Below are 21,245 nucleotides of genomic sequence, written 5' to 3'. Positions count from 1 at the left end.
AATACGCGAACGAGGCCTGCGTCTACGCTTCCAAAGCGTCGTATGATGACTTAAATCCGAAGCTTTTTCGTTCTCACCTTCACGACACCTGCCTTATGAAGCTCCAGTCCATCAAAATCACCCCCATTGCTTTTCGTGACCCACCGCTGCTCAATGCAGCGGGGATTCACGAGCCTTATGCCTTGCGTTCCATCATCGAGCTCGAGAGCGATACTGGTCAGATTGGCCTCGGAGAGTCTTACGGCGATGCTGCGTTTCTGCAGTTGGCTGCCGCGTTGCAGCCGCGCCTGGTGGGGCTGGACCCCTTCAATCTGAACGGTTTGCGCGAGCGGGTGCTCGATGTGGTGAAGGGCACGCAGGTCGATACCGGAACCGAGTTTCTGTTGGCTCCGGGAACGGACCCGGTCAAGAACGTCCAGAAGCTCTACTCGGCTTTCGAGGTGGCCTTGCTGGACATGCAGGCGCGTCATCTGGGCATGCCGCTGGTAGATTTGCTGGGTGGCCGAGTCCGTGACCGCGTGCCGTTCAGCGCCTACCTGTTCTTCAAGTATGCCCATCACATCGATGCAGATTACCCTGCCGACGCGTGGGGTGAGACGCTGACGCCCGAACAGCTGGTGGCACAGGCGCAGACCATGGTGCAGCGCCACGGGTTTGGCAGCTTCAAGGTCAAGGGGGGCGTGTTGCCACCGCAAGACGAAGTCGCCTGTATCCGTGCGCTGGCAGCGGCTTTCCCCCGGAAGCCGCTGCGCATCGACCCCAATGGTAATTGGTCGTTGCCCACGGCCATCGCCATGGGCAAGCAACTCGACGGCTTGCTCGAGTATTACGAAGACCCGTGCCCTACGCTGGCCGACATGGCCGAACTGCACCGCGCCACCGGCATGCCCTTGGCCACCAACATGGTCGTGACCGACATGGCGCAGTTTCGTGACAACGTGCCACTGGACGCGTGTCAGATCATTTTGTCGGATCATCATTACTGGGGTGGGTTGCGCGAGACGCAGGTGCTGGCACGCATGTGCGAAGTCTTTGGCTTGGGTCTGTCCATGCATTCCAACTCGCACCTGGGCATCAGCCTGCTCGCCATGGCACACCTGGCGGCCAGTGTGCCTTTGCTCAGCTATGCCTGCGACACGCATTACCCGTGGCTGGATCCGAACGAGGAGGTCATACGAGGTGGCCAGCTGAAGTTCCTCGACGGTGCAGTGGTCTTGGGAGATGCGCCAGGCTTGGGAGTGGAAATCGATCAGGCCGCGTTGGCGCGCTTGCATGCGCAGTACCAGACCTGCGGGATTCGCTCGCGAAATGATGCAGCGCAGATGCGCAAGTACCAGCCGGACTGGAGTGGCAAGGCGCCGCGCTTCTGAACTTACAGGTGAGCGCGCGCCGTGCCGGGCGCGCTTGTCGCTGCTGGCAGTCGGCGTCCGTCGTGCGCATCTGTTGTCGTATAAGTGTAGGGATGCGCGTTATGATGAAAACTATTCAATCAACAGGGTGATCCATGGCAACCGTACCAGCCCGTCGTTCGCGCAGCCTGACCCAGAATGTGGTCACCGCCTTGTCCGAACGCATCCGCAGTGGTGAATTCCACGTGGGCGAGAAGCTGCCGACCGAGTCCGAGCTCATGGAATCCTTTGGCGTGAGCCGCACCGTGATTCGTGAAGCCATCTCGCGGCTTCAAGCGGCGGGGCTGGTCGAAACCCGTCATGGCATTGGTACGTTTTTGCTCGAACCCCAGAATGAACAGCAACTTCGCATTCGCACCGAGAGCATCCTGACCATGCTTGACGTGCTCGCCATTCTCGAGTTGCGCATCAGCCTGGAAACCGAGGCGGCCGGTTTGGCGGCCCAACGCCGTACGGATGCCCAGGTTCAGCAGCTGCGTACGATTCTCGATGAGTTCGCGGCCAGTATTCACAAGAAAACAGGCAATGCTGTCGCGTCCGACGTGGCCTTCCATCTGCTGGTGGCGACTGCGACGGGCAACCGCTACTTTCACGACATTCTCAAGCAGCTGGGCAAAACCATCATTCCGCGCACCCGTATTGATTCTGCATCGTTGGCAGAAGGGGACCGTGCCAGCTATCTGGGACGGGTGCATCTGGAACACGAAGACATCTACAACGCCATTGCTCGCAAAGACCCGGATGCCGCCAGGGCCGCCATGCGCACCCACCTGGCCAACAGCCGTGAGCGGCTGCGTCGCGCACAAGAGGCGGTCGAAGAAAATCCCTGATTTCCTTCGGGACCGGTTCTCCACCCCGGGTAGCGCGAGGCTTTTGTCGAGCCTGTCACCACGTTGTCGTACAAGTTTGATCAGAATCCGGGCGTGGTACAGGCAGGTTCGACTGCTGCAGATGTGACGTTTTAGTAACAGGAACACCGGTTCGTCAGGGTAAATACTGACTTTCAACAAGAGCTCTTGTTGCTCTCGATCATATGTCATATGATAACGTATAACTTAACGCGAGGATGAGGCGATTGCCTGTCTTGTCGCTTACTCTGAGGGTGCCATTCACATGATCGCTTACCAAGAACTCAAAGAAATCCTGAACGACGGGCTGATGTCCTTTCCGGTCACCGACTTCGATGCCAATGGCGATTTTGACGCCAAAAGCTATCAGTCGCGTTTGGAATGGCTGATGCCTTTCGGGGCTCGCGTGCTGTTTGCGGCGGGCGGCACGGGCGAGTATTTCTCGCTCATGCTGGATGAATACTCCAAGGTCGTTGAAACTGCGGTCAAGACTTGCCAGGGGCATACGCCCATTCTGGCCGGTGCCGGTGGTCCCACGCGCAACGCCATCGCGTTTTCGCGCGAGGCTCAGCGCCAGGGCGCGGCGGGTGTGCTGCTCATGCCGCATTACCTGACGGATGCGCCACAAGACGGCATTGCTCGTCACGTGCGCGAGGTCTGCGAATCAGTCGACATCGGCGTCATTCTGTACAACCGCGGCCAGTGCCGCCTGCATGCCGACGTGCTCGAGCAACTGGCCGAACAGTGCCCGAACCTGATCGGTTTCAAGGACGGCGTGGGCGATATCGAAAACATGGTGCGCGTGCATCGCCGCCTGGGCGATCGCTTTGCCTACCTGGGTGGGTTGCCTACGGCCGAAGTCTTTGCTGAAGCCTACCGTGCGCTTGGCGTGCCGGTCTATTCGTCTGCCGTCTTCAACTTCATTCCCAAGACGGCCATGGAGTTCTACGCCGCCGTCAAGGCGGGTGACCATGCCACGACGGGCCGCTTGCTGGATCAGTTCTTCCTGCCGTTGCTCGAGATTCGCAGCCACAAGCCCGGGTATGCCGTGAGCATGGTCAAGGCGGGTGCGCGCATCGTGGGGCATCCTGCTGGTCCCGTGCGGGCGCCGTTGACCGACCTGACGGCGGCTGAAGAAGCGGAACTGCGCAAGCTCATCGAAGCTCTCTGATCCGCATGACTACTCCGCAGCCTTCGGCCGAGCTCGTTCTGGATCTGCGCTGTCAGACGGGCGAATGCCCGGTCTGGCATGCAGCCAGCCAATCGCTGTATTGGGTCGACATCCCGGCGGGCCGGCTGCATTGCTGGCGGCCCGCAGACCAGAAGCACCAGAGCTGGAGGTTCACGCAGCAGCTGGCCTGCATCGCGTCCTTGTCCTCGGGAGACTGGCTGGGCGCCATGGAAGATGGCGTGTATCGTCTCGGGCTCGCCGCTGGCGAGCCGGTGTCTGCCACGCGGCTGGTTGCCGTAGACCATCCTCAGGCCGGCATGCGCTTCAACGACGGTCGTTGCGACCGGCAGGGACGCTTCTGGGTCGGGTCCATGGTCATGGACATGGGCCTTGCGAGCCCTGCGGGTGCCTTGTACCGCCTGCAAGGATCAGGGTCTGGCATTCGCCTCGACAAAATCCTGGATGATTTCCTCACGCTCAATGGCTTGGGATTCAGCCCGGATGGCCGCACGCTCTATGTGTCGGATTCGCATCCACAGCGCCAGTGCGTCTGGGCCTTCGACTACGACCCCGATGCGGGCGTGCCCAGTCGCCGCCGGGTGTTCATCGACAGGCTGCCCGCCGGGCGCCCCGATGGGGCGGCTGTTGATGCCGAGGGTTGCTACTGGATCACGGGCAACGACGCCGGTGTGGTGCATCGCTATACGCCTGAAGGCCGGCTCGACCGCACGCTGAAGGTGCCGGTGGCCAAACCTTCGATGTGTGCCTTTGGTGGCCCGCGTCTGGACACGCTCTTTGTGACGACGATCCGGCAGCCGACGGCTGCCCCGGATGCCTTGGACGGTTCGGTGTTTGCACTGCAGCCTGGGGTGGTGGGGTTGGAAGAGCCTGGGTATTCAGAGTAGCTTCTGCACCGCAAAAGGCGGTAGAGGCACCCGCCTTGCTCTTGCAAGGAGGGTTCCAAAGGCCCCCGCCTTGCTCTTGCAAAGGGTTTCCAAAGGCACCCACCTCGCGGCCTGCAGGCCGCTCCCCAAAGCACCCACCTCGCGGCCTGCAGGCCGCTCCGATGATTTCTGCACAGGACAGTCCGCGGGGACTGTCCTGTGTCTGAAATCATCCCGAATTTCTCAAGCCGGCGGCGATGCCGTTGAGCGTGGTGTGAATGGCGCGTTGATCGCGGGATTCCTGCTCGTTGCTTGGCCGTGTCGAGATCTGGCCCGAACGCAGGCGACGCAACAGCTCCACTTGCAGGTGGTTGAGCGGGTCTATGTAGGCAAAGCGCTCGGCCAATGCGGCTCGCAACGGCGCGTCGTGCGCCAGCAGTTCGTGCCCTGTGATCTCGCGAAAGCGCGCAACCGTTTGCTGAAACTCTGCCTCGATGCAGCCGAATATACGCTGGCGCAACGCCGTGCTGCGGACCAATCCGGCGTAGCGTCGACCGATGGCAAGATCAGTCTTGGCGAGCACCTGTTCCATGTTCGAGAGCAAGGTCTTGAAGAAAGGCCAGTCGTGTGCCATTGCCTGCAGGTTTGCCAGACGCTGAGCCCGCGTCTGCGCATGGTCGGGGCCGCCTTCGTCCAGGTAGCGCGACAGTGCGCTTCCCATGCCGTACCAACCCGGCAGGGGCAGGCGGCATTGGGCCCACGAAAATGACCAGGGGATCGCACGCAGGTCTTCAATGCGCTGCAGTGTCTTGCGCGACGAGGGGCGTGAACCGATGTTCAAGCCCGCGATCTCGCGGATGGGGGTGGATGCAAAGAAGTAGTCCGTGAAGCCCGGGGTGTCGTAGATCAACTGGCGATAGGCAGCCCGCGCCACATCGGACATCCAGGCCATGGCCTCCCCGTAGCGCGCTGCCCGTTCGTCTTCTGCTCGTGCGGCCTCAGCGGGCGCCAGGCTGGCTTCCAGGGTGGCTGCCACGAAAAGTTCCAGATGCGAGCGGCCCACTTCGGCATCCTTGTAGCGTCCTTGGATGATCTCGCCTTGTTCAGTGAGGCGGATCTGATTGTTCACGGTTCCGGGAGGCTGGGCCAGGATGGAGTCATAGCTGGGGCCGCCACCGCGCCCCACTGAGCCGCCGCGGCCATGAAACAGCCGCAGGCGCGTGCGGTGCGCGCGGAAGACCGGTACCAGACGGCGTTCGGCCTGGTAGAGAGACCAGTTCGATGTCAGATAGCCGCCATCCTTGTTGCTGTCCGAGTACCCGAGCATGACTTCCTGAATTCCTTGATGCACCTGCCGGACTCGTGTGGCCACTTCGGGAAGAGACAGCCATGCATCCATGATTTCGGGTCCGCGTTCCAGGTCGGGGATGGTTTCGAAGAGGGGGACCACCATCAGGCCGCTGGAAGAGGCGCCTTCGGGTTCCGGAACGATCAGGCCGGTTTCCTGCTGCAGCAGCAGGGCTTCGAGCAGGTCGCTGAGCGTTTCGGTATGCGAGACGATGGATTGGCCAATGGCGGCGTCTCCGAAACGCCGGCGGCAGTCGGCCGCCATCCGGAGGATTTCCAGCTCTTTGGTGGTCTCGGCCGAATAATGGATCCATGGCGAGACCAGCGGACGCGGCTCTCGCAGCTCCTGGCGCAGTACTCGAACCCGGTCTTCTTCTGACAGACGGGTGTAGCGCACGGGTTTGCCGTCTTGCATGACCTGCGCGGCGCTCATGAGCTCATCGAGCACGCGCTCGTGCACGTCAGAACTCTGCCGCAAGTCGACCGTCGCCAAGTGAAAGCCAAAAATGGCGACGGCCTGTCGCAGGTGGGCCAGCCGAAGATGCGCAATGAGCCCCCCGTGATGCGCGTCCAGCGATTCGGCCATTACCTGCAGGTCTGTGGCCAGGTCCTGCGCGCTGGCGTAGGCGGGGGCTTCGTAGGTGGTTCGACGTGCGAGAGCCCGGCCCGTCAGGGTTCGACCGGTAGCGGCCAGTCGCGCATAGACGTGGATGCAAGCGCGGCGGTAGGGTTCGTCCTCGCGGTGGCCCGACGGGTCCTGGCTCTGGGCCGAGAGCGTGGCCAGGGCAGGACTCACGGCACAGAGCGACTGCGAGACTGACAATTCGGCGCCCAGGGCCTGTACTTCGTCCAGATAGTGGCGCAGCACATGGCTGCATTGTCTGAGCAGCGCCTCTTGCAGGGTCGCGGCATTGACGTTCGGGTTGCCGTCCCGGTCTCCTCCGATCCAGCTGCCCATGCGGGCAAAGGGTGGGAGGGGGGTGTTGGACGTATCGAAGGCGGTGCGCGCGGGCTTGCGCAACAGCGTGTCCATGTCCAGGTGCAACTGCGGCAGCGTGCTGAAGAAGGTGCTGGTGTAATAGCTCAGTGCATTGTCGATCTCGTCCAGAACCGTCAATTTGGTCTGGCGCAGCATGCGGGTCTGCCACAGGGTGGCGATCAGGCCCGTCAGCCGCAGTTGCTGGCGTTGCCCCCCCAGCGGGGTCCCCGGCACGTCCTGTTGGCGCAGCGTAAGCGCGATGGCGCGATGCAGGTCCAGCGTGCTTTTGCGCTGCACCTCGGTGGGATGAGCCGTCAAGACGGGCACGATGCTGGCCGTGGCCAGGTGCTGGCGGATACGGGCGCCCGTCATGCCGTTGGCCTGGAGCTGTTCAATCGCGTGTTGCAATGTGCCCGCCGGTGCCGCTTCGTACGCCTGTTCGTGTTGGCGGCGCGTCAGGTCGCGGTCTTCGGCAATGTTCGACAGGTGCAGAAAATAGCCAAAGGCACGGGCGACGGAATTGGCCTCGCCATCGGCCAGGCGCCGGATCTGCCGCTCCATCATGCGGCCGTCTCGTTCCAGGCCTTCGCGGCGAAACTTGACCGCCGCGCGGCGCAGCTTCTCGATCACGTCGAACACCTCGCGCCCTTCGCTGGCCTGGATGACTTGACCCAGCGTTCGCCCCAGCAGCCGGATGTCCTGGCGCAAGGGTGGCATGGCTTCGGGGGGCAGCTGGGGCTGTGATTTCACAAGGTCTCCTTCGGAGGGGCGACAGGGGCGTGCTCCATTTTTGCACGGGTGTTCCTTCATCATAAGACGACTTCCCAAGGGGCCTTTTTGTATGATGGAGCCATGAACAAACCTCGATTGAACGAGACTTCACCTGCGCAGGTCCTGGGGCACCCGCTGTTTGCAGGTGCCTCGGCCGAGGTCTCGGCGCTTTTGCTGCGTGACGCTGCCATTTTGCATAGACCAGATGGCGAGGTTCTGTTTCGTGAAGGCGCGGATGCCATCGAATACCTCTACGTGCTTGCGGGCGGAGTCGAAGTCCTGCGACACACGCGCGACCAGCAGGATCGTGTCTTTCATATTTTCTCGCCCGGGCAGATCCTTGCCGAGGCGGCCATGTTCATGAGTCATGGGCGCTACCCCATGCAGGCCCGCGCGCGTGGCAACACCGTGGTGCTGTGCCTCAAGCGCCAGGGGCTGCTGGATGCCTGCCGTTTCTGGCCCGAATTGTCGATGAGAATGCTGGTGCGCCTGAGCGATCGCGTCTATCACCGTGTCAACGAGGTTGAGTGGTTCAGTGACAGCACGGCGGCGCAGCGGCTGGCCGATTACCTGCTGCGTCATGCTGATCCGCAACATGGGGGGCGGGTGCACCTGCTGCTTACTCAGCGCCAGCTTGCGCTGCATTTGGGGGTGCGTGCCGAAACTCTCAGCCGTTTGCTGGCCGATTGGGTCGAGCGAGGGGCCATTTCGGGTGCGCGCCGCGACTGGGCCATTCTGAACCCGACCTTTCTGGGCACACTCGCACAATCGGTGCGTCGCAACTTTTAGGGGCTCTGGTTTCGCTGGCCGGCAGCAGGCTTTAAACTCAAAGATTCGTTGCTGAGATCCTAGAGAGAAACCATGTCCAAGAAGCCGTTGCGCTCTTCTCATATCACGCAGGGTGTGGCCCGTGCGCCCAATCGTTCCATGTATTACGCCCTGGGCTATACCGAAGGCGATTTTGACAAGCCCATGATCGGCATTGCCAACGGACAAAGCACGATCACGCCCTGCAACAGTGGTTTGCAGCCACTGGCCGATGCGGCCACCGAGGCTGTGAAAGCAAGCGGCGGCAACCCGCAGGTGTTTGGCGTGCCCACGATCTCCGACGGCATGGCCATGGGCACCGAAGGCATGAAGTATTCGCTGGTTTCGCGCGAAGTCATCGCCGATTGTGTTGAAACCTGTGTGCAGGGCCAATGGATGGATGGCGCGCTCGTCATTGGCGGCTGCGACAAGAACATGCCGGGCGGGATGATGGGCATGCTGCGCGCCAACGTGCCGTCCATTTATGTCTATGGTGGCACTATTTTGCCGGGCCAATATTGCGGCCAGGATCTGAACATCGTCAGCGTGTTCGAAGCGGTGGGCGAACATGCCGCCGGGCGCATGTCCATGGAAAACCTGCACGAAATCGAAACGCACGCCATCCCCTGCAGCGGTTCCTGTGGCGGCATGTACACGGCCAACACCATGAGTTCCGCCTTCGAGGCGATGGGCATGAGCCTGCCGTATTCCTCGACCATGGCCAACGTGCACCAGGAAAAAATCGATTCTGCGGCTGAATCTGCACGTGTGCTGCTCAAGGCGGTCGAACTCGACCTCAAGCCGCGCGACATCGTGACCCGCAGGTCCATTGAAAACGCCGTGGCCGTCATCATGGCAGTGGGTGGCTCCACCAATGCGGTCTTGCACTTCCTCGCCATTGCCCATGCCGCAGGGGTCGAATGGACCATCGACGATTTTGAACGTGTGCGTCGCAACGTGCCCGTGTTGTGCGACCTCAAGCCCAGCGGCAAATATCTGGTGGTCGATTTTCACAAGGCAGGCGGCATTCCTCAAGTCATGAAGATCCTGCTGAAGGCGGGTCTGCTGCATGGCGACTGCATCACGATCACCGGGCAGACGATTGCCGAGGTGCTGGCCGATGTGCCGGATGCGCCCAGTGCGGATCAGGACGTCATTCACCCGATCGACCGACCCATGTACAAACAGGGCCACCTGGCGATTCTGAAGGGCAATCTGGCCGAGCGCGGTGCCGTCGCCAAGATTACGGGCCTGAAGAATCCCGTCATGACAGGGCCGGCGCGTGTCTTCGACGACGAGCAATCGGCCATGGACGCGATTCTGGGCGGCAAGATTCACAAAGGTGACGTCATGGTGCTGCGCTACCTGGGCCCCAAGGGTGGGCCAGGCATGCCAGAGATGCTGGCGCCGACCAGTGCCCTGGTGGGTGAGGGGCTGGGCGATTCCGTGGGCCTCATTACCGATGGCCGTTTCTCGGGTGGCACCTGGGGCATGGTCGTGGGCCACGTGGCACCCGAAGCGGCCACGGGCGGCACGATCGCGCTAGTGGAAGACGGTGATTCCATCACCATCGATGCGCATACTCAACTGCTGCAACTGAATGTGCCCGAGGACATCATCGCCAAACGTCGTGCGGCCTGGAAGGCCCCTGCTCCCCGTTACACCCGGGGCGTGCAGGCCAAGTTTGCCTTCAATTGTTCCGATGCCAGCACGGGGGCCGTGCTGGATCGCTTCGAAGATCGCCGCTGATCCGTCAGCGTCGGGCCCCGTTGCTTCGTGGAGAAGTGGCGGGGCCTTTTCATCAGGAGATTTTCTTGCTCAATCCCGAACAGAAAGCCTTGCAGATGCAGATCCGGTTGGCGTTGGGGGTGACTGACGCCTTCGAAGCACAGGCTGAACTCACGCGTCGCGTGGATTTTCTGGCCGAACTGCTGCGCAGCAGCGGCGCGCGCGCCTTGGTGCTGGGTATCAGCGGAGGGGTCGATTCCATGACGGCAGGCTGTCTGTCGCAACGCGCCGTGCAGCAGGTCAGGGACTCAGGTGGCGATGCCCGCTTCGTGGCCATGCGCCTGCCTTACGGCACTCAGCTTGACGAAGCAGACGCCCAGGCGTGTCTGCAGGTGATCCAGCCCGACGAGCTCATGACGGTCGACGTGAAGCCCGCATCCGATGCCATGCTGGCCTCGGTGCAGGCGGCGGGGCAGGTGTTCAGGGACGCTGCCCAGCAAGATTTCATCCACGGCAACATCAAGGCGCGTGCCCGCATGGTAGCCCAGTACGCCGTGGCCGGTAGCCGGGGCGGTCTGGTGGTGGGCACTGACCATGCAGCTGAATCGCTCATGGGGTTTTTCACCAAATTTGGCGATGGCGCGGCCGATACGACGCCGCTTGCCGGGTTGAACAAGCGGCGGGTCCGCGCGCTTGCAGCGCTGATGGGAGCCCCGGATGCGCTGGTTTACAAAGTACCCACGGCGGACCTTGAACTGCTGAAGCCCCTCAAACCCGACGAAGATGCTTTCGGGGTCACATACGCGCAGATCGACGACTTCCTGGAAGGCAAGGACGTCTCGCAAGAGGCCTTTGATGTCATCGTCCGCACCTGGCGCAAAAGCGCCCACAAGCGTGCGCTGCCCATCGCGCCCTGAACTACGACTTGGCTGGGGTGGGCTCGCGAAGACGCTCGTGCACCTGCGCCACGATTTCGTATGAATGCACCCGAGCAGCATGGTCATGCATGTTGCTGGTGATGATGAGCTCGTCCGCCTGAGTCTGGTCGAGAAATGCCTGAATCTTGGTCGTGACGGTATCGGGTCCGCCGATGGCCGTGCAGGCCAGGATGTGATCCAGCAGATCTCGTGCCACCGGCGGCAAGGATTCCGCGTAGCCCTTCAGGGGGCGTGGCAGTCGACTGGGCCGCCCCGTGCGCAGGTTGATGAAGGATTGCTGCCACGAGGTCGCCAGATAGTACGCTTCGTCATCTGTGTCGGCAGCAAAGACGTTGAATCCCAGCATGACGTGCGGTTTGTCCAGATGGCGTGACGGCCTGAAGCGTGCTCGATAGAGCGCGATGGCATCCATCATCCGTGCCGGCGCAAAGTGCGAAGCGAAGGCATAGGGCAGGCCCAGGTAGGCCGCCAGCTGTGCACCGAACAGGCTGGACCCCAGCACCCAGACTTCCACCTTGGCCCCGGCGCACGGGACTGCGGGCACTGGCCCGCAGCCCTCGAAGTAGTCCATGAGCTCGGCCACGTCTCTGGGAAAGGCGTCCGGGTCTGAGTCCAGCGACCGACGCAGCGCGCGTGAAGTGATCTGATCCGACCCGGGAGCGCGCCCCAGCCCCAGGTCGATGCGCCCGGGATAGAGCGCGTCCAGAGTGCCGAATTGTTCGGCGATCACCATAGGGGAGTGGTTGGGCAGCATGATGCCACCGGCACCCACCCGAATGCGTGAAGTGGCACCTGCCACATGACCGATCAGCACCGAGGTCGCGGCGCTCGCGATCCCCGGCATGCCATGGTGCTCGGCCATCCAGTAGCGCTCGAAACCCCAGGCTTCCGCGTGCTGTGCGAGATCGACGGAATGGGCAAACGATTCTCGAGCGCTCCCGTCTTCGTTGATGGGGGCGAGGTCCAGCACAGAAAATGAAATGGGGGAGGGCATGTCAGGGCTGCGGCAAGTTGAATAAGGTCTGTTGCATCAGGGCGACGGGCTTTCGCTCAGAGCCTTTCAGCGCGTAGACGTCGACTTGTGTCACGGTGAGCGTACGCCCTTGGCGCACGACTCTGCCCACTGCTTCCAGTGCTTCTCCTACGGCAGGGGCCATCAGGTTGATCTTGAATTCCACTGACACGACGGTCTGGTCTGCCGGCAGCAAGCTGCGTGCCGCCATGCTGCCGGCCGCGTCGGCAATGGCCGAGGTCGCTCCTGCATGGAAGTACCCCAGATGCTGCGTCAAGTGTTCGGAGTACGGCAGTGTGATGTGGACTTCTCCGGGCAGCACTTGAGTCAGCTGGGCACCCAGCCTCTGCATGAGGCCGGAATGGTCAAAGTCTTGTTGTACGTAGCTGGCGGCGAGAGGGTCAGGCGCTTGGGATGCGGCGGATGGCATGGTGTTCTGAATCAACAAACGAGGTCAATCAATGCATACCATACCTCGTTTCACGGCGGGTTGGGCGCCTGCCGCAGGCTCAGCATTCGACGACGTTGACTGCCAGGCCGCCGCGCGAGGTTTCTTTGTACTTGGACTTCATGTCGGCCCCCGTCTGGCGCATGGTTTCGATGACGGTGTCGAGTGATACGTGGTGCGTGCCGTCGCCGTGCAGTGCCAGGCGCGAGGCGTTGATCGCCTTGTTGCCCCCCATGGCATTGCGTTCGATGCACGGGATCTGCACCAGGCCGCCGACAGGGTCGCAGGTCAGGCCCAGGTTATGCTCCATGCCGATTTCGGCTGCATTTTCGATTTGGGTAACGGTGCCCCCCATGACGGCTGTGAGTCCTGCCGCGGCCATGGAACAGGCTACGCCTACCTCCCCCTGGCAGCCGACTTCAGCCCCGGAAATGGAGGCGTTCTCTTTGTATAGGAAGCCAATCGCGGCCGCCGTGAGCAGGAAATCCACGACACCGTCTTCGGACCAGCCCGGGATGAAGGTGCGGTAATACCGCAGAACTGCCGGCAACAGACCCGACGCGCCGTTGGTCGGCGCAGTGACGACGCGCCCGCTGGCGGCGTTTTCTTCGTTGACGGCCATGGCGTAGAGATTGACCCAGTCCATGGCGAACATCACGTCGTCTGGATTGGCCGGGAAGGGCGGGGCCGTTCGAGCGGACTTGGCCTTGAGTTCTTCATACAGGGCGGGGGCGCGGCGGCGGACCTTCAGCCCGCCGGGCAGGATGGGGTCCGTGATGGTGCTGGTCAGGCCGCAGCCCCGGTCGATCGCATCGTCCATCACCTGAGCGATATGCAGTACCCCCTTGCGGACCTCGGCGGCAGGGCGCAGGGTGGATTCGTTGGCCATCATCAGCTGCGGAATGGTCAGGTGGTGGCCAAGGCAGGCGGCCACGAGCTCGTCACCCGAAGAAAACGGATAAGGCATGGGTTCGTGCTCAGGCACGGTTTCATCCGTTTCGATGCTGTCGAGTGCGCGGATGAAGCCACCACCGATGGAAAGATAGCGCTCGTCGAGCAGCACCGCGTCCTGTGCGTCGTAGGCAATGAACCGCATGCCGTTGGGGTGCTCGGGCATGGGGCGCACGCGCCCTGAAAAAACGTGTTTTGGATCGAATGCGATGCGGTGTTTGCGCCAGAGCATCAGGCGGTGGTCCCGGCTGACGCCCTCCATGAGCCCTTCGATGGCGGCGGGGTCTACCGTATCGGGGGCTTCACCCATGAGCCCCAGCATGATGCCCATGTCGGTGCGGTGTCCGGCTCCGGTCTCGGCCAGAGAGCCGTACAGATGCACCGCCAGCCGCGTCACTTGAGGCAGCAGGCCGCGCGCGTCAAGATTGCGCGCGAAGTTGCGGGCTGCCCGCATGGGGCCCACCGTGTGCGAGCTTGAAGGCCCGATGCCGATCTTGAAGATATCGAATACCGACAGAGCCATGACCGTTCTCCTGTATCAGTGAGGGTGTACGCCGACGAGGTGGCGCGGGCTGCTGACCCGTGGCCTTGCGCCGTATTCGGACCCCTTGAGAAGAATTCTATCGATTGGCTGAAATATTGATTGAATGAATACGACATACAATGTGAACATGAACTTTTTGTAGCTTTGAATACGGTCGGCTCCATTATTTTCAAGGCTTTCATTTTTGTAGAAAATGAATAATAACGACTGTTTTAGTTGAAATGAATAAAGACGACATAAAGATCAGGTTGGGATTTGTCCTCCTGCCGCAATTTGCGTTGAACGCGTTTTCCAGCTTTGCGGACCTTCTGGCCTTGCTGGGTGTCGAGACCGAGGCGCCAGGTTCGTGCGACTGGGAAGTTGTCGCCCAAACCCTCATCCCCGTGCGTTCTGCCAGCGGCGTGCAGGTCGTGCCCACTCACTTGCTGGGCGACCCGCAGCGTTTCGATTATGTGGTTGTCGTCGGTGGGCCTCTGTCGCCACGTGAAGCCGATACGGCGGCCCTGTCACCCTGGCTCAAAGAGGCCGCTCGATGCGGTTGCCACCTGCTGGGCCTGTGCAACGGCGTGTTTGCCCTCGCCCAAGCGGGGGTGTTGGCTGGGTACCGACTCTGTGTGCCGGGCGACTTGCTGTGGGAATTCGAGCGGCGATTTCCGTCGTTCTTGCCTGACCAGCTGGTGGTGGATCGAACCATGGTGTTCGATCGCCGCCGCATCACCTGCGCGGGCGGTGCCGCGGTCTCTGACCTGGCCTCCAGGGTGCTGTGCCGCCATGTGCCTCGGGCTGATGTCCAACGCGCGCTCCGCCGCTTGCAGCTGCCCGCCACGGAATCCACTCATCCCATTCAGCCACCACCCGCAGGGCTACCGGCTGGCTGTCCTGCCGCCCTGCAGCGGGCTGTGCTGCTCATCGAGCAGTACGCTGGCAATACGCTGGCTGTGGACGATTTGGCTGACAAACTGGGCCTGTCGTCTCGGCAGTTGCAACGGCTGTTCAGCCGCTACCTTGCTACCACCCCTCAGGCCTATGCTCGCCGGATCCGTTTGCGGTTGGTGAGATGGATGCTCGTGCACTCCGACAAAAGCCTGGCAGCCATTGCCTCCGATTGTGGCTTTGCCGATGCGGCACACATGAGCCGTGCCTTTCATGCTGCTCATGGCACTCCGCCTGGGGTCTGGCGTCGACAACAGTCGGCCGTTGTCTTGCCCGACGTGCCCGATCCAGAAAACACCGTATAATGGCGATCCATTTCCGGAGCAGTGCTCTGCAGCTCCGACCCCGCCCGGGTGGTGAAATTGGTAGACGCAGGGGACTCAAAATCCCCCGCCGCAAGGCGTGCCGGTTCGATTCCGGCCCCGGGCACCACTAGTATTCATGCGGATTTCCGGCGCTAACGATGTAGCGCCCTTGGCGGCCGCCTCTACACCCCCGTGACCAGCTTCGCCATCACCACGATGATGGCGATCTGCATGACGCCCTGGCTGGCGACCACGTAATAGAACCGGCTCATCATGCGCCCGATCTTGGGTCCGTCGGGGTTGGGTTTTTGTAGTTCGAGACAGACCCGCACGCTGGTCGGCAGCAGGTACCCCAGGCCCTGGATCGTCATCAGGGTCACCAGCACCAGCGCGGCAACGATCCAGCCAAGCTGCGGCCATGGCAGCTGGGTGAATCCCAGCTGAACCGCCAGAAACCAGCCTGCGGTCCCCGTCATGATGGATAAGGTAGGCATCAGGAACAGCGTGACGGGCGTCAGCCGAATAATGATTTCCTTGCGCACGGGAACCGACACGCTGCGGATGATCGGCCCGATGACAAACCCCATGAACAGGTCGATGCCGGTCCACAGCACGCCGCTCATTACGTGGACCCAATTGAGAAACCAGGCATTCCTGGCGAGAATGGCAACCACCAGAACAATCAGCGCGGCCGCAACGTACCCAAGGTAGTGCCACCGAACGAGCACTGGCTGCGATCCCAAGGTTTTCGCAAGTGATGCGTCCATAGATCCTCCGACATCAGAGTTGCCGCTCCAAGTATCGGGCGATCTTGGAATTTTATGCTTTAACGTCGCGTTCGGCGCTAGTACTTTCACCTGATGCGATTGTCGAGTCCTCGATGGCCGGAGCTGTACATGCGATGAGCATCGAGGCGGAAGTTGCAGTTGTTGGTGCGTTCTTCAAGGACCTCTCTCGCTGGCTGATCAGATGCACGAGAGGATAATGTGTGTGTTTTTTTGGTACTTTTGAAGATGTGATTGCTGAGTGGCGCAATCCGCACCTCTACCTCTACTTGAGTCGCTCAGCAAATCAGGGGAAATGAAACACGATGTCGACGTCTTCTCCGACGGTGCTGCCCGTCAAGCCCGACAGCGCTCAGTGGCTCGAGAAGATCCGCACCTGGGCGCACGAGCTGGGGTTTTCGCACATTGGTGTCTCGGGAGTGGATTTGTCGTCGGCTGAGCCACGACTGCTGGAGTGGTTGGCCTTGGGCTATCACGGCAATCTGCAGTACATGGAGCGCTATGGCCTCAAGCGGGCGCGTCCTGCTGAATTGCTCCCTGGCACCGTCAGCGTGATCACGGCACGCATGCCCTATCTGCCACGCAGCACGTCGCCCGATTGGCAGGCACTTGAACGGGCGCGCCTGGACGCACCGACCGAAGGCGTGGTGTCGCTTTACGCACGGGGGCGTGATTATCACAAGGTGGTGCGCGGGCGCCTGCGCAAGCTGTGCGACCGCATCGAGACCTTGGTAGGACCGTTTGGCTACCGCGTCTTTTCGGATTCGGCGCCTGTGTGGGAAAAAGAACTCGCCAGCCGCAGCGGACAGGGCTGGCGTGGCAAGCACTCCATGGTCTTGTCGCGCGATGCGGGTTCCATGTTCTTTTTGGGCGAAATCTTTGTCGATTTCCCGATGGAGCCCACCGAACCCGTCAGTGAGCACTGCGGTACCTGTACGGCCTGCATCGACGTGTGTCCCACCGGGGCCATCATCGCGCCAGGGGTTGTCGATGCGCGCCGCTGCATTTCTTACCTGACCATTGAAAGTCATGACCCCATCCCCGTAGAGCTGCGCGCCCTCATGGGCAATCATATCTACGGCTGCGACGACTGTCAGACCATCTGTCCCTGGAACAAGTACGCGCAGAAGACCGAGATCCCCGACTTTGACGAGCGGTCCCCGCTTGTAGGACAGCAGTTGGTGGATCTGTTTGCCTGGGATGAGGCGACCTTCCTGAAAAATACGGAAGGCGGGCCGATCCGGCGCATCGACCATGTGCGCTGGCTGCGCAATATTGCGGTGGCGCTGGGTAACGCCCTGCGGGATGCCGACGAGACTCAGGCTGCAGAATTGCGTACCGCGTTGTTGAGCCGTGCTCACCATGAAAGCGCGATGGTGCGCGAGCACGTGGCCTGGGCGCTGGCGCAGCGACCTGGCCCGGGCGACCCGGTCTGGCCGTGAGCAATGGCTGCTACTATTGCTGCTCCTGGCCCGAGTCCCGTTCATGCTGACCGATCCTCCGCAAAAATATCACCCGGTTCCTCCCATTGATATCACCGGCAGTACTCACGCGAGCCGAGCACCCCATATCATGCCGGTTCGGGATGCGCGCCGCGCCCGTATCGGTCTCTGGCTCAGTGTTCTGGCCATGGTGCTGTTTGCGGTGACGCTGCCGGCCACGCGCATGGCCACCGGTTCCGATCAGGACCCGCAGCTCTCGCCCTTGTTCGTGACGGCGGCTCGCGCGGCGCTGGCCGGGCTGCTGTCGGCTGCCTATCTGCTGCTGACCCGCGCAGCCTGGCCCGAGCGTCGCCACTGGAAATCGCTTTCACTCGCCATCGCTGGCAATGTAATCGGTTGGCCGTTGCTGCTGGCTCTGGCGATGCGTAGCGTCACGGCGGTTCATGCGGCGGTCATCGTCGCTATCGTGCCACTGGCAACGGCGGCCTGCGCCGCGCTGATACTGCGCGAGCGCGAAACCCTGGGCTTCTGGCTTTGTGCCATCCTGGGCGCTGCGCTGGTCATCGTCTTTTCCCTGCTGCGAGCGTACGATGGCGGTGGCTTTGCGTTTCACTGGGCCGACCTGTTGCTGATTTTGGCAGTGCTGCTCACGGCGGTTGGCTACACCGCAGGTGCCGAAGTCACGGCCGCTCTTGGTGCCGAGCAGGTGATTTGCTGGATGTGCGCCGTGGCGTTGCCGCTGTCCCTGCCGTTGGCGCTCTGGTTCTGGCCCGATCCCGCCGAGTTGGCGCACGTGCATGCATCAGCCTGGGTGGGAGTGGCCTACGTGGGTGCCGTCTCCATGTGGTCTGGTTTCTTCGCGTGGTTCCGCGGCATGGATTGGGGTGGCGCGCTGCGGATGAGCCAGGTGTTGCTGCTGCAACCGTTTCTGGCGATGTTTTTTGCAGTGCCGCTGCTGGGCGAGCGGATTGACGCGCTGTCGCTGGGCTTTGCGCTGGCGGTGGTCGCAACGGTGTTCGTGGGGCGCCGATTTGGCAGCACTGCCTGAGGGCAGCTCAAACACTCGCCAGCTTGAATGCGTCGTTTCGAGTGCCCTACGCGCTGTAAGTCTGGACCAGGTGCTCGTCCTTGTGGGGGCCCGTCACGGCCCAGACCAGGCGGATGCCCTCGCTTGTCAGGCACAGGGTGGCGCGGTATTGATCCTGCCCGCACAGATGAGGTTCGCCGCCTTCCATCGTGTCCGGGGCTATGGGCGTGAAGCGCAGCAGGAATACTTCGGACTCCCGCCCCAGGCGTTCATGCGACAGCAGCAGCGCTTGCCCGTCTCGTTGCCATAGGTAGGCGTTGCGGATGGATACCGCAGGGGAGGAAGCGTGCGGCCAGAATTGCCCTGATTCGATGAAGCGGATGGCGCTCGCCGTGCTTTCGACCCGGACGTCGGCCATGCCGTGCCCCTGCCACTGCGTGTCGGATGCCGTCCCTGGCGACGCCTGGAATTCCAGGCGGGCAATGTGAGGCAGCCGACTCCACACTGCGTCGATCAACGTGTGTTTCATACCGCTCAGTGTAGGTCGATCGCCCGACCGGTCGTCCTGCGGGGGCGATTGCGAGATCGTGGCTGCCCGCGCCCGTGCTATCGGAGCTCGGGGCGTTGAGGTTTCCGGCTGTGCCAGACGGCCAGCGTCGCCGTAGCCAGCGCCGCCTTGATCGCATCGCACAGCAGGAAGGGCACGAAGCCTGCGGCCCAGGCGGCTTTGGCTCCCATGAGGGTGCTTAACCAGGCCCAGCCCGCCAGCAGGCAGACCACGCCGGCGAGCCACAGTAGAGTGAAGACGCGCAACGGCCGGAATGCCTGACCGCTGCGCACGGCCGCGAGACTTGCCAGGGCGCCTACCAAGGGGAAGGACAGCAGATAGCCCGCCGTCGGGCCGGTGAAGCTTGCGAGCCCCCCTGTGCCGTGAGCAAAGACGGGCAAGCCCAGCGCGCCCTGCAGCAGCCAGGCGGCGATGGTCACCGCACCCAGCCGCCATCCGTAGAAGGCGCCGATCAGGAAGATGGCGTAGAGCTCCAGCGTCAGCGGGACGGGCCACATGGGTATACTGATTTGCGCCGATACGGCCAGTAGCAGTGACCCTATCAGGACCAGGCCGGCCTGCCTCAATCGTGTGGGTGCCAGGCGCCCGCTGGCGATGGTGGATGAGATGGCAGAACTTCTCGACGACATGGACTTCTCCTTGGGGGCTCGTGGATACGCCGCTCATTCTGGTGGTGCGGTGCTTTATTGTCAACTTTTTATAAAATAGAATGTTTACCATGAGGGCGATGATAGTGGACATGGCAAGAGAGGCGTGCCTGTCTGGCGCGGCTGACGCGCCATGACGACAGCATCGCCGGATGAGGCGTCGCTGGACCGCGTGTCCCTGGATCAGGCGTTGCTGGGCGCACTGGCGTCCGGAACTCCCGTCTCGGGAGCACAGTTGGCCCAGTGTCTCGGCGTCACACGAGCCGCGCTGTGGAAGCATGTGGCGGATCTGCGCGCGTCCGGGCTGCCCATCGAGGCTCGCACTCGCGTGGGTTATTGCCTGCCTTGGCCCATCCAGCTGCTGGATGTAGACGTTATCGCGCAGGCGCTGGGCCCTCTCCCGCAGGCGCCTGTCCATGTCTGCTGGCAGCTGGACTCTACGCAGGACGAGTTGGCGCGCCATCAAGGCGAGCGGCCGGACCTGTCCGTGGTGTTGTGCGAGCGCCAGACCGGCGGGCGCGGGCGGCGCGGGCGCGCGTGGCTGGTGCCACCTGCATTGAACATTTGCCTGTCGTGCCTGAAGCGATTCCCGGGCGGCCCGGCGACTTTGTCGGGCCTGTCGATAGCCGTGGGGGTGTGCGTGGTCCGGGCTCTTTCCCAGCTGGGGATTCTTGGGTTGCGGCTGAAGTGGCCCAACGATGTCGTGGTGGACGCGGGAAAGCTGTGCGGCATTCTGATCGAGGTAAACGGGGAAGCCGAAGGACCCTGCGTGGCGCGCATCGGCATCGGGCTGAATATCCGGCTGCCCGCGCAACTACGGAATGCGCTGAACCAGCCGGCAGCAGATCTGGCTCAGTTGTGTGAGGGCGGTGTGCCGCCGGACCGTAATGTGGTGGCGGCCTCACTGATCCGGGCGCTGCGCGACGGACTTTTGCGTTTCGAGGAGGATGGGCTGGACCCGTTCCTAGAGGAGTTTGCGGCGTTGGACTCCCTGCGCGGAAAGACCTTGCAGATCGATGCGCCGCGTGGCGTGCAGCAGGGCATTGCGCGCGGCATCAACGAAGTGGGTGCGCTGCTCGTGGAGGCAGACGGAAAGATTGCCCCTCTTTACAGCGGTGAAGTCTCAGTGCGCGTGTCCGCCACTGAACGCTGATCCGAGGCCGGCCGCTTCAGCGGATGGCGCCCGGCGCGTGCTCGATACTCGAACCATCAGCGATGGACGGCCAGCCAGATCGTGGGGCCGTCCGGTGCCGTCGAATCCACACGATGCCTGAGGCCTGCGGGTATCCAGTAATGGTCGCCCAGTTCCAGATGTATGAGGGTATCGCGGCCTTCAACCCGGAGCGTGGCTGAGCCTTGCAGAACGATGACCCATTCATCTTCGTCCTGTTCGTACCAGAAGCCAGGAGGGCTTTTTTGCCCATGAGACACAATGCGCTCGATGCGCAGGCCGGGGACGTTCAGCAGATCGTCGAATGCCTCGCAGCTTGGGTCAACGGGGATGGCTGCAAAAAGGTTCTTGAGCATATGGGTGGGTATGTTTGCCAGGTGAACTGCCTGGCGCTGGAAGGCCACTTTCAGCTTCCAGAGAATACCCTCAACGGATCCCGAGTGTTGAATAGCGGCCATCAACTCGTCAGGGATACTATTGGATGCATCACGCGTCATTTTCTATTGTCGGGTTGCCCCCGGCCTGTCCTT

19 protein-coding genes and 1 tRNA gene are annotated in these 21,245 nt (G+C 62.2%); 12 read left to right on the top strand and 8 right to left on the bottom strand.

All coding sequences use genetic code 11. From position 1 onward, the window contains the following. Nucleotides 1-95 precede the first annotated feature (95 nt). The 4 genes from VF285_RS12945 (at nucleotide 96) to VF285_RS12930 (ending at nucleotide 4,333) form a co-directional block, all read left to right on the top strand. Nucleotides 96-1,370 (top strand): glucarate dehydratase family protein, encoded by a 1,275-nt coding sequence (locus VF285_RS12945; RefSeq protein ID WP_346953049.1) that lies wholly within the window; start codon nucleotides 96-98, stop codon nucleotides 1,368-1,370. A gap of 134 nt (nucleotides 1,371-1,504) precedes the next feature. After that, on the top strand, nucleotides 1,505-2,239 hold the full coding sequence (locus tag VF285_RS12940) for a FadR/GntR family transcriptional regulator (protein WP_346953048.1): 735 nt from the start codon (nucleotides 1,505-1,507) through the stop codon (nucleotides 2,237-2,239). Nucleotides 2,240-2,522: 283 nt separating this feature from the next. Next, nucleotides 2,523-3,428 carry a 5-dehydro-4-deoxyglucarate dehydratase gene (gene kdgD / locus VF285_RS12935; protein ID WP_346953047.1) on the top strand — a complete coding sequence of 302 codons (906 nt, stop codon included), beginning with the start codon at nucleotides 2,523-2,525 and terminating at the stop codon, nucleotides 3,426-3,428. Between the two features lie 5 nt (nucleotides 3,429-3,433). Beyond that, a complete protein-coding gene (locus VF285_RS12930; RefSeq protein WP_346953046.1) occupies nucleotides 3,434-4,333 on the top strand; it encodes an SMP-30/gluconolactonase/LRE family protein in 900 nt (299 codons plus the stop codon). A 208-nt stretch (nucleotides 4,334-4,541) separates the two neighbouring features. Here VF285_RS12930 and ppc read toward each other — a convergent pair whose 3' ends face one another. Beyond that, complete coding sequence (gene ppc / locus VF285_RS12925; protein WP_346953045.1) at nucleotides 4,542-7,451, bottom strand: phosphoenolpyruvate carboxylase; 2,910 nt, start codon at nucleotides 7,449-7,451, stop codon at nucleotides 4,542-4,544. 39 nt (nucleotides 7,452-7,490) lie between these two features. Here ppc and VF285_RS12920 point away from each other — a divergent pair, with 39 nt between their 5' ends. The 3 genes from VF285_RS12920 to nadE all read left to right on the top strand — a co-directional run bounded on the left by VF285_RS12920 (nucleotide 7,491) and on the right by nadE (nucleotide 10,861). Next, nucleotides 7,491-8,198 carry a Crp/Fnr family transcriptional regulator gene (locus tag VF285_RS12920; RefSeq protein ID WP_346953044.1) on the top strand — a complete coding sequence of 236 codons (708 nt, stop codon included), beginning with the start codon at nucleotides 7,491-7,493 and terminating at the stop codon, nucleotides 8,196-8,198. Between the two features lie 72 nt (nucleotides 8,199-8,270). Continuing rightward, nucleotides 8,271-9,965, top strand: a complete 1,695-nt coding sequence (gene ilvD / locus VF285_RS12915; protein WP_346953043.1) for a dihydroxy-acid dehydratase — start codon at nucleotides 8,271-8,273, stop codon at nucleotides 9,963-9,965. Nucleotides 9,966-10,060: 95 nt separating this feature from the next. Next, nucleotides 10,061-10,861 carry an ammonia-dependent NAD(+) synthetase gene (nadE, locus tag VF285_RS12910; protein WP_346953058.1) on the top strand — a complete coding sequence of 267 codons (801 nt, stop codon included), beginning with the start codon at nucleotides 10,061-10,063 and terminating at the stop codon, nucleotides 10,859-10,861. Nucleotide 10,862: 1 nt separating this feature from the next. Here the strand turns inward: nadE and VF285_RS12905 are convergent, their stop codons facing one another. The 3 genes from VF285_RS12905 to VF285_RS12895 all read right to left on the bottom strand — a co-directional run bounded on the left by VF285_RS12905 (nucleotide 10,863) and on the right by VF285_RS12895 (nucleotide 13,816). Then, nucleotides 10,863-11,876 carry an LLM class flavin-dependent oxidoreductase gene (locus VF285_RS12905; protein ID WP_346953042.1) on the bottom strand — a complete coding sequence of 338 codons (1,014 nt, stop codon included), beginning with the start codon at nucleotides 11,874-11,876 and terminating at the stop codon, nucleotides 10,863-10,865. Between the two features lies 1 nt (nucleotide 11,877). Further along, nucleotides 11,878-12,324 (bottom strand): PaaI family thioesterase, encoded by a 447-nt coding sequence (locus VF285_RS12900; protein WP_346953041.1) that lies wholly within the window; start codon nucleotides 12,322-12,324, stop codon nucleotides 11,878-11,880. A gap of 79 nt (nucleotides 12,325-12,403) precedes the next feature. Then, nucleotides 12,404-13,816 (bottom strand): L-serine ammonia-lyase, encoded by a 1,413-nt coding sequence (locus VF285_RS12895; RefSeq protein WP_346953040.1) that lies wholly within the window; start codon nucleotides 13,814-13,816, stop codon nucleotides 12,404-12,406. A 269-nt stretch (nucleotides 13,817-14,085) separates the two neighbouring features. Between VF285_RS12895 and VF285_RS12890 the strand changes: the two genes are divergently transcribed. Next, a complete protein-coding gene (locus VF285_RS12890; protein WP_346953039.1) occupies nucleotides 14,086-15,075 on the top strand; it encodes a GlxA family transcriptional regulator in 990 nt (329 codons plus the stop codon). Nucleotides 15,076-15,117: 42 nt separating this feature from the next. Next, nucleotides 15,118-15,202: transfer RNA gene (locus tag VF285_RS12885), tRNA-Leu, on the top strand. 55 nt (nucleotides 15,203-15,257) lie between these two features. Here the strand turns inward: VF285_RS12885 and VF285_RS12880 are convergent. Then, nucleotides 15,258-15,842 (bottom strand): hypothetical protein, encoded by a 585-nt coding sequence (locus tag VF285_RS12880; protein WP_346953038.1) that lies wholly within the window; start codon nucleotides 15,840-15,842, stop codon nucleotides 15,258-15,260. Nucleotides 15,843-16,228: 386 nt separating this feature from the next. Between VF285_RS12880 and queG the strand changes: the two genes are divergently transcribed. Continuing rightward, on the top strand, nucleotides 16,229-17,302 hold the full coding sequence (gene queG, locus VF285_RS12875; RefSeq protein WP_346953057.1) for a tRNA epoxyqueuosine(34) reductase QueG: 1,074 nt from the start codon (nucleotides 16,229-16,231) through the stop codon (nucleotides 17,300-17,302). Beyond that, nucleotides 17,223-18,350: a DMT family transporter gene (locus VF285_RS12870; RefSeq protein ID WP_346953037.1), complete on the top strand. Its 1,128-nt coding sequence runs from the start codon at nucleotides 17,223-17,225 to the stop codon at nucleotides 18,348-18,350. The genes queG and VF285_RS12870 overlap by 80 nt, the downstream gene beginning before the upstream one ends. 46 nt (nucleotides 18,351-18,396) lie before the next feature. Here VF285_RS12870 and VF285_RS12865 read toward each other — a convergent pair whose 3' ends face one another. Both VF285_RS12865 and VF285_RS12860 read right to left on the bottom strand, forming a co-directional pair. Further along, entirely contained in the window at nucleotides 18,397-18,858 is a 462-nt protein-coding gene (locus VF285_RS12865; RefSeq protein WP_346953036.1) for a DUF6314 family protein, read from the bottom strand. 77 nt (nucleotides 18,859-18,935) lie between these two features. Continuing rightward, nucleotides 18,936-19,526 (bottom strand): biotin transporter BioY, encoded by a 591-nt coding sequence (locus VF285_RS12860; protein WP_346953035.1) that lies wholly within the window; start codon nucleotides 19,524-19,526, stop codon nucleotides 18,936-18,938. A 151-nt stretch (nucleotides 19,527-19,677) separates the two neighbouring features. Between VF285_RS12860 and VF285_RS12855 the strand changes: the two genes are divergently transcribed. Next, nucleotides 19,678-20,697 carry a biotin--[acetyl-CoA-carboxylase] ligase gene (locus VF285_RS12855; protein ID WP_346953034.1) on the top strand — a complete coding sequence of 340 codons (1,020 nt, stop codon included), beginning with the start codon at nucleotides 19,678-19,680 and terminating at the stop codon, nucleotides 20,695-20,697. A 56-nt stretch (nucleotides 20,698-20,753) separates the two neighbouring features. On the opposite strand, the gene VF285_RS12850 is transcribed toward VF285_RS12855, so the two are convergent. Then, a complete protein-coding gene (locus tag VF285_RS12850; protein WP_346953033.1) occupies nucleotides 20,754-21,173 on the bottom strand; it encodes a cupin domain-containing protein in 420 nt (139 codons plus the stop codon). Nucleotides 21,174-21,245: the final 72 nt, after the last annotated feature.

The organism is Castellaniella sp., from assembly GCF_036379515.1.
Classification (GTDB): Bacteria; Pseudomonadota; Gammaproteobacteria; order Burkholderiales; family Burkholderiaceae_B; genus Castellaniella.
Note: the sequence above shows the minus strand (reverse complement) of the source record. Positions and strands in the feature narration are given on the sequence as shown.

What these genes read in the sequence shown, in the direction of transcription:
- VF285_RS12945 (WP_346953049.1), top strand. Translation starts at nt 96, where the DNA reads ATGAAGCTCCAGTCCATCAAAATCACCCCCATTGCTTTTCGTGACCCA.
- VF285_RS12940 (WP_346953048.1), top strand. Translation starts at nt 1,505, where the DNA reads ATGGCAACCGTACCAGCCCGTCGTTCGCGCAGCCTGACCCAGAATGTG.
- kdgD (WP_346953047.1), top strand. Translation starts at nt 2,523, where the DNA reads ATGATCGCTTACCAAGAACTCAAAGAAATCCTGAACGACGGGCTGATG.
- VF285_RS12930 (WP_346953046.1), top strand. Translation starts at nt 3,434, where the DNA reads ATGACTACTCCGCAGCCTTCGGCCGAGCTCGTTCTGGATCTGCGCTGT.
- ppc (WP_346953045.1), bottom strand. Translation starts at nt 7,451, where the DNA reads ATGATGAAGGAACACCCGTGCAAAAATGGAGCACGCCCCTGTCGCCCC.
- VF285_RS12920 (WP_346953044.1), top strand. Translation starts at nt 7,491, where the DNA reads ATGAACAAACCTCGATTGAACGAGACTTCACCTGCGCAGGTCCTGGGG.
- ilvD (WP_346953043.1), top strand. Translation starts at nt 8,271, where the DNA reads ATGTCCAAGAAGCCGTTGCGCTCTTCTCATATCACGCAGGGTGTGGCC.
- nadE (WP_346953058.1), top strand. Translation starts at nt 10,061, where the DNA reads ATGCAGATCCGGTTGGCGTTGGGGGTGACTGACGCCTTCGAAGCACAG.
- VF285_RS12905 (WP_346953042.1), bottom strand. Translation starts at nt 11,876, where the DNA reads ATGCCCTCCCCCATTTCATTTTCTGTGCTGGACCTCGCCCCCATCAAC.
- VF285_RS12900 (WP_346953041.1), bottom strand. Translation starts at nt 12,324, where the DNA reads ATGCCATCCGCCGCATCCCAAGCGCCTGACCCTCTCGCCGCCAGCTAC.
- VF285_RS12895 (WP_346953040.1), bottom strand. Translation starts at nt 13,816, where the DNA reads ATGGCTCTGTCGGTATTCGATATCTTCAAGATCGGCATCGGGCCTTCA.
- VF285_RS12880 (WP_346953038.1), bottom strand. Translation starts at nt 15,842, where the DNA reads ATGGACGCATCACTTGCGAAAACCTTGGGATCGCAGCCAGTGCTCGTT.
- VF285_RS12870 (WP_346953037.1), top strand. Translation starts at nt 17,223, where the DNA reads ATGAAAGCGCGATGGTGCGCGAGCACGTGGCCTGGGCGCTGGCGCAGC.
- VF285_RS12865 (WP_346953036.1), bottom strand. Translation starts at nt 18,858, where the DNA reads ATGAAACACACGTTGATCGACGCAGTGTGGAGTCGGCTGCCTCACATT.
- VF285_RS12860 (WP_346953035.1), bottom strand. Translation starts at nt 19,526, where the DNA reads ATGTCGTCGAGAAGTTCTGCCATCTCATCCACCATCGCCAGCGGGCGC.
- VF285_RS12855 (WP_346953034.1), top strand. Translation starts at nt 19,678, where the DNA reads ATGACGACAGCATCGCCGGATGAGGCGTCGCTGGACCGCGTGTCCCTG.
- VF285_RS12850 (WP_346953033.1), bottom strand. Translation starts at nt 21,173, where the DNA reads ATGGCCGCTATTCAACACTCGGGATCCGTTGAGGGTATTCTCTGGAAG.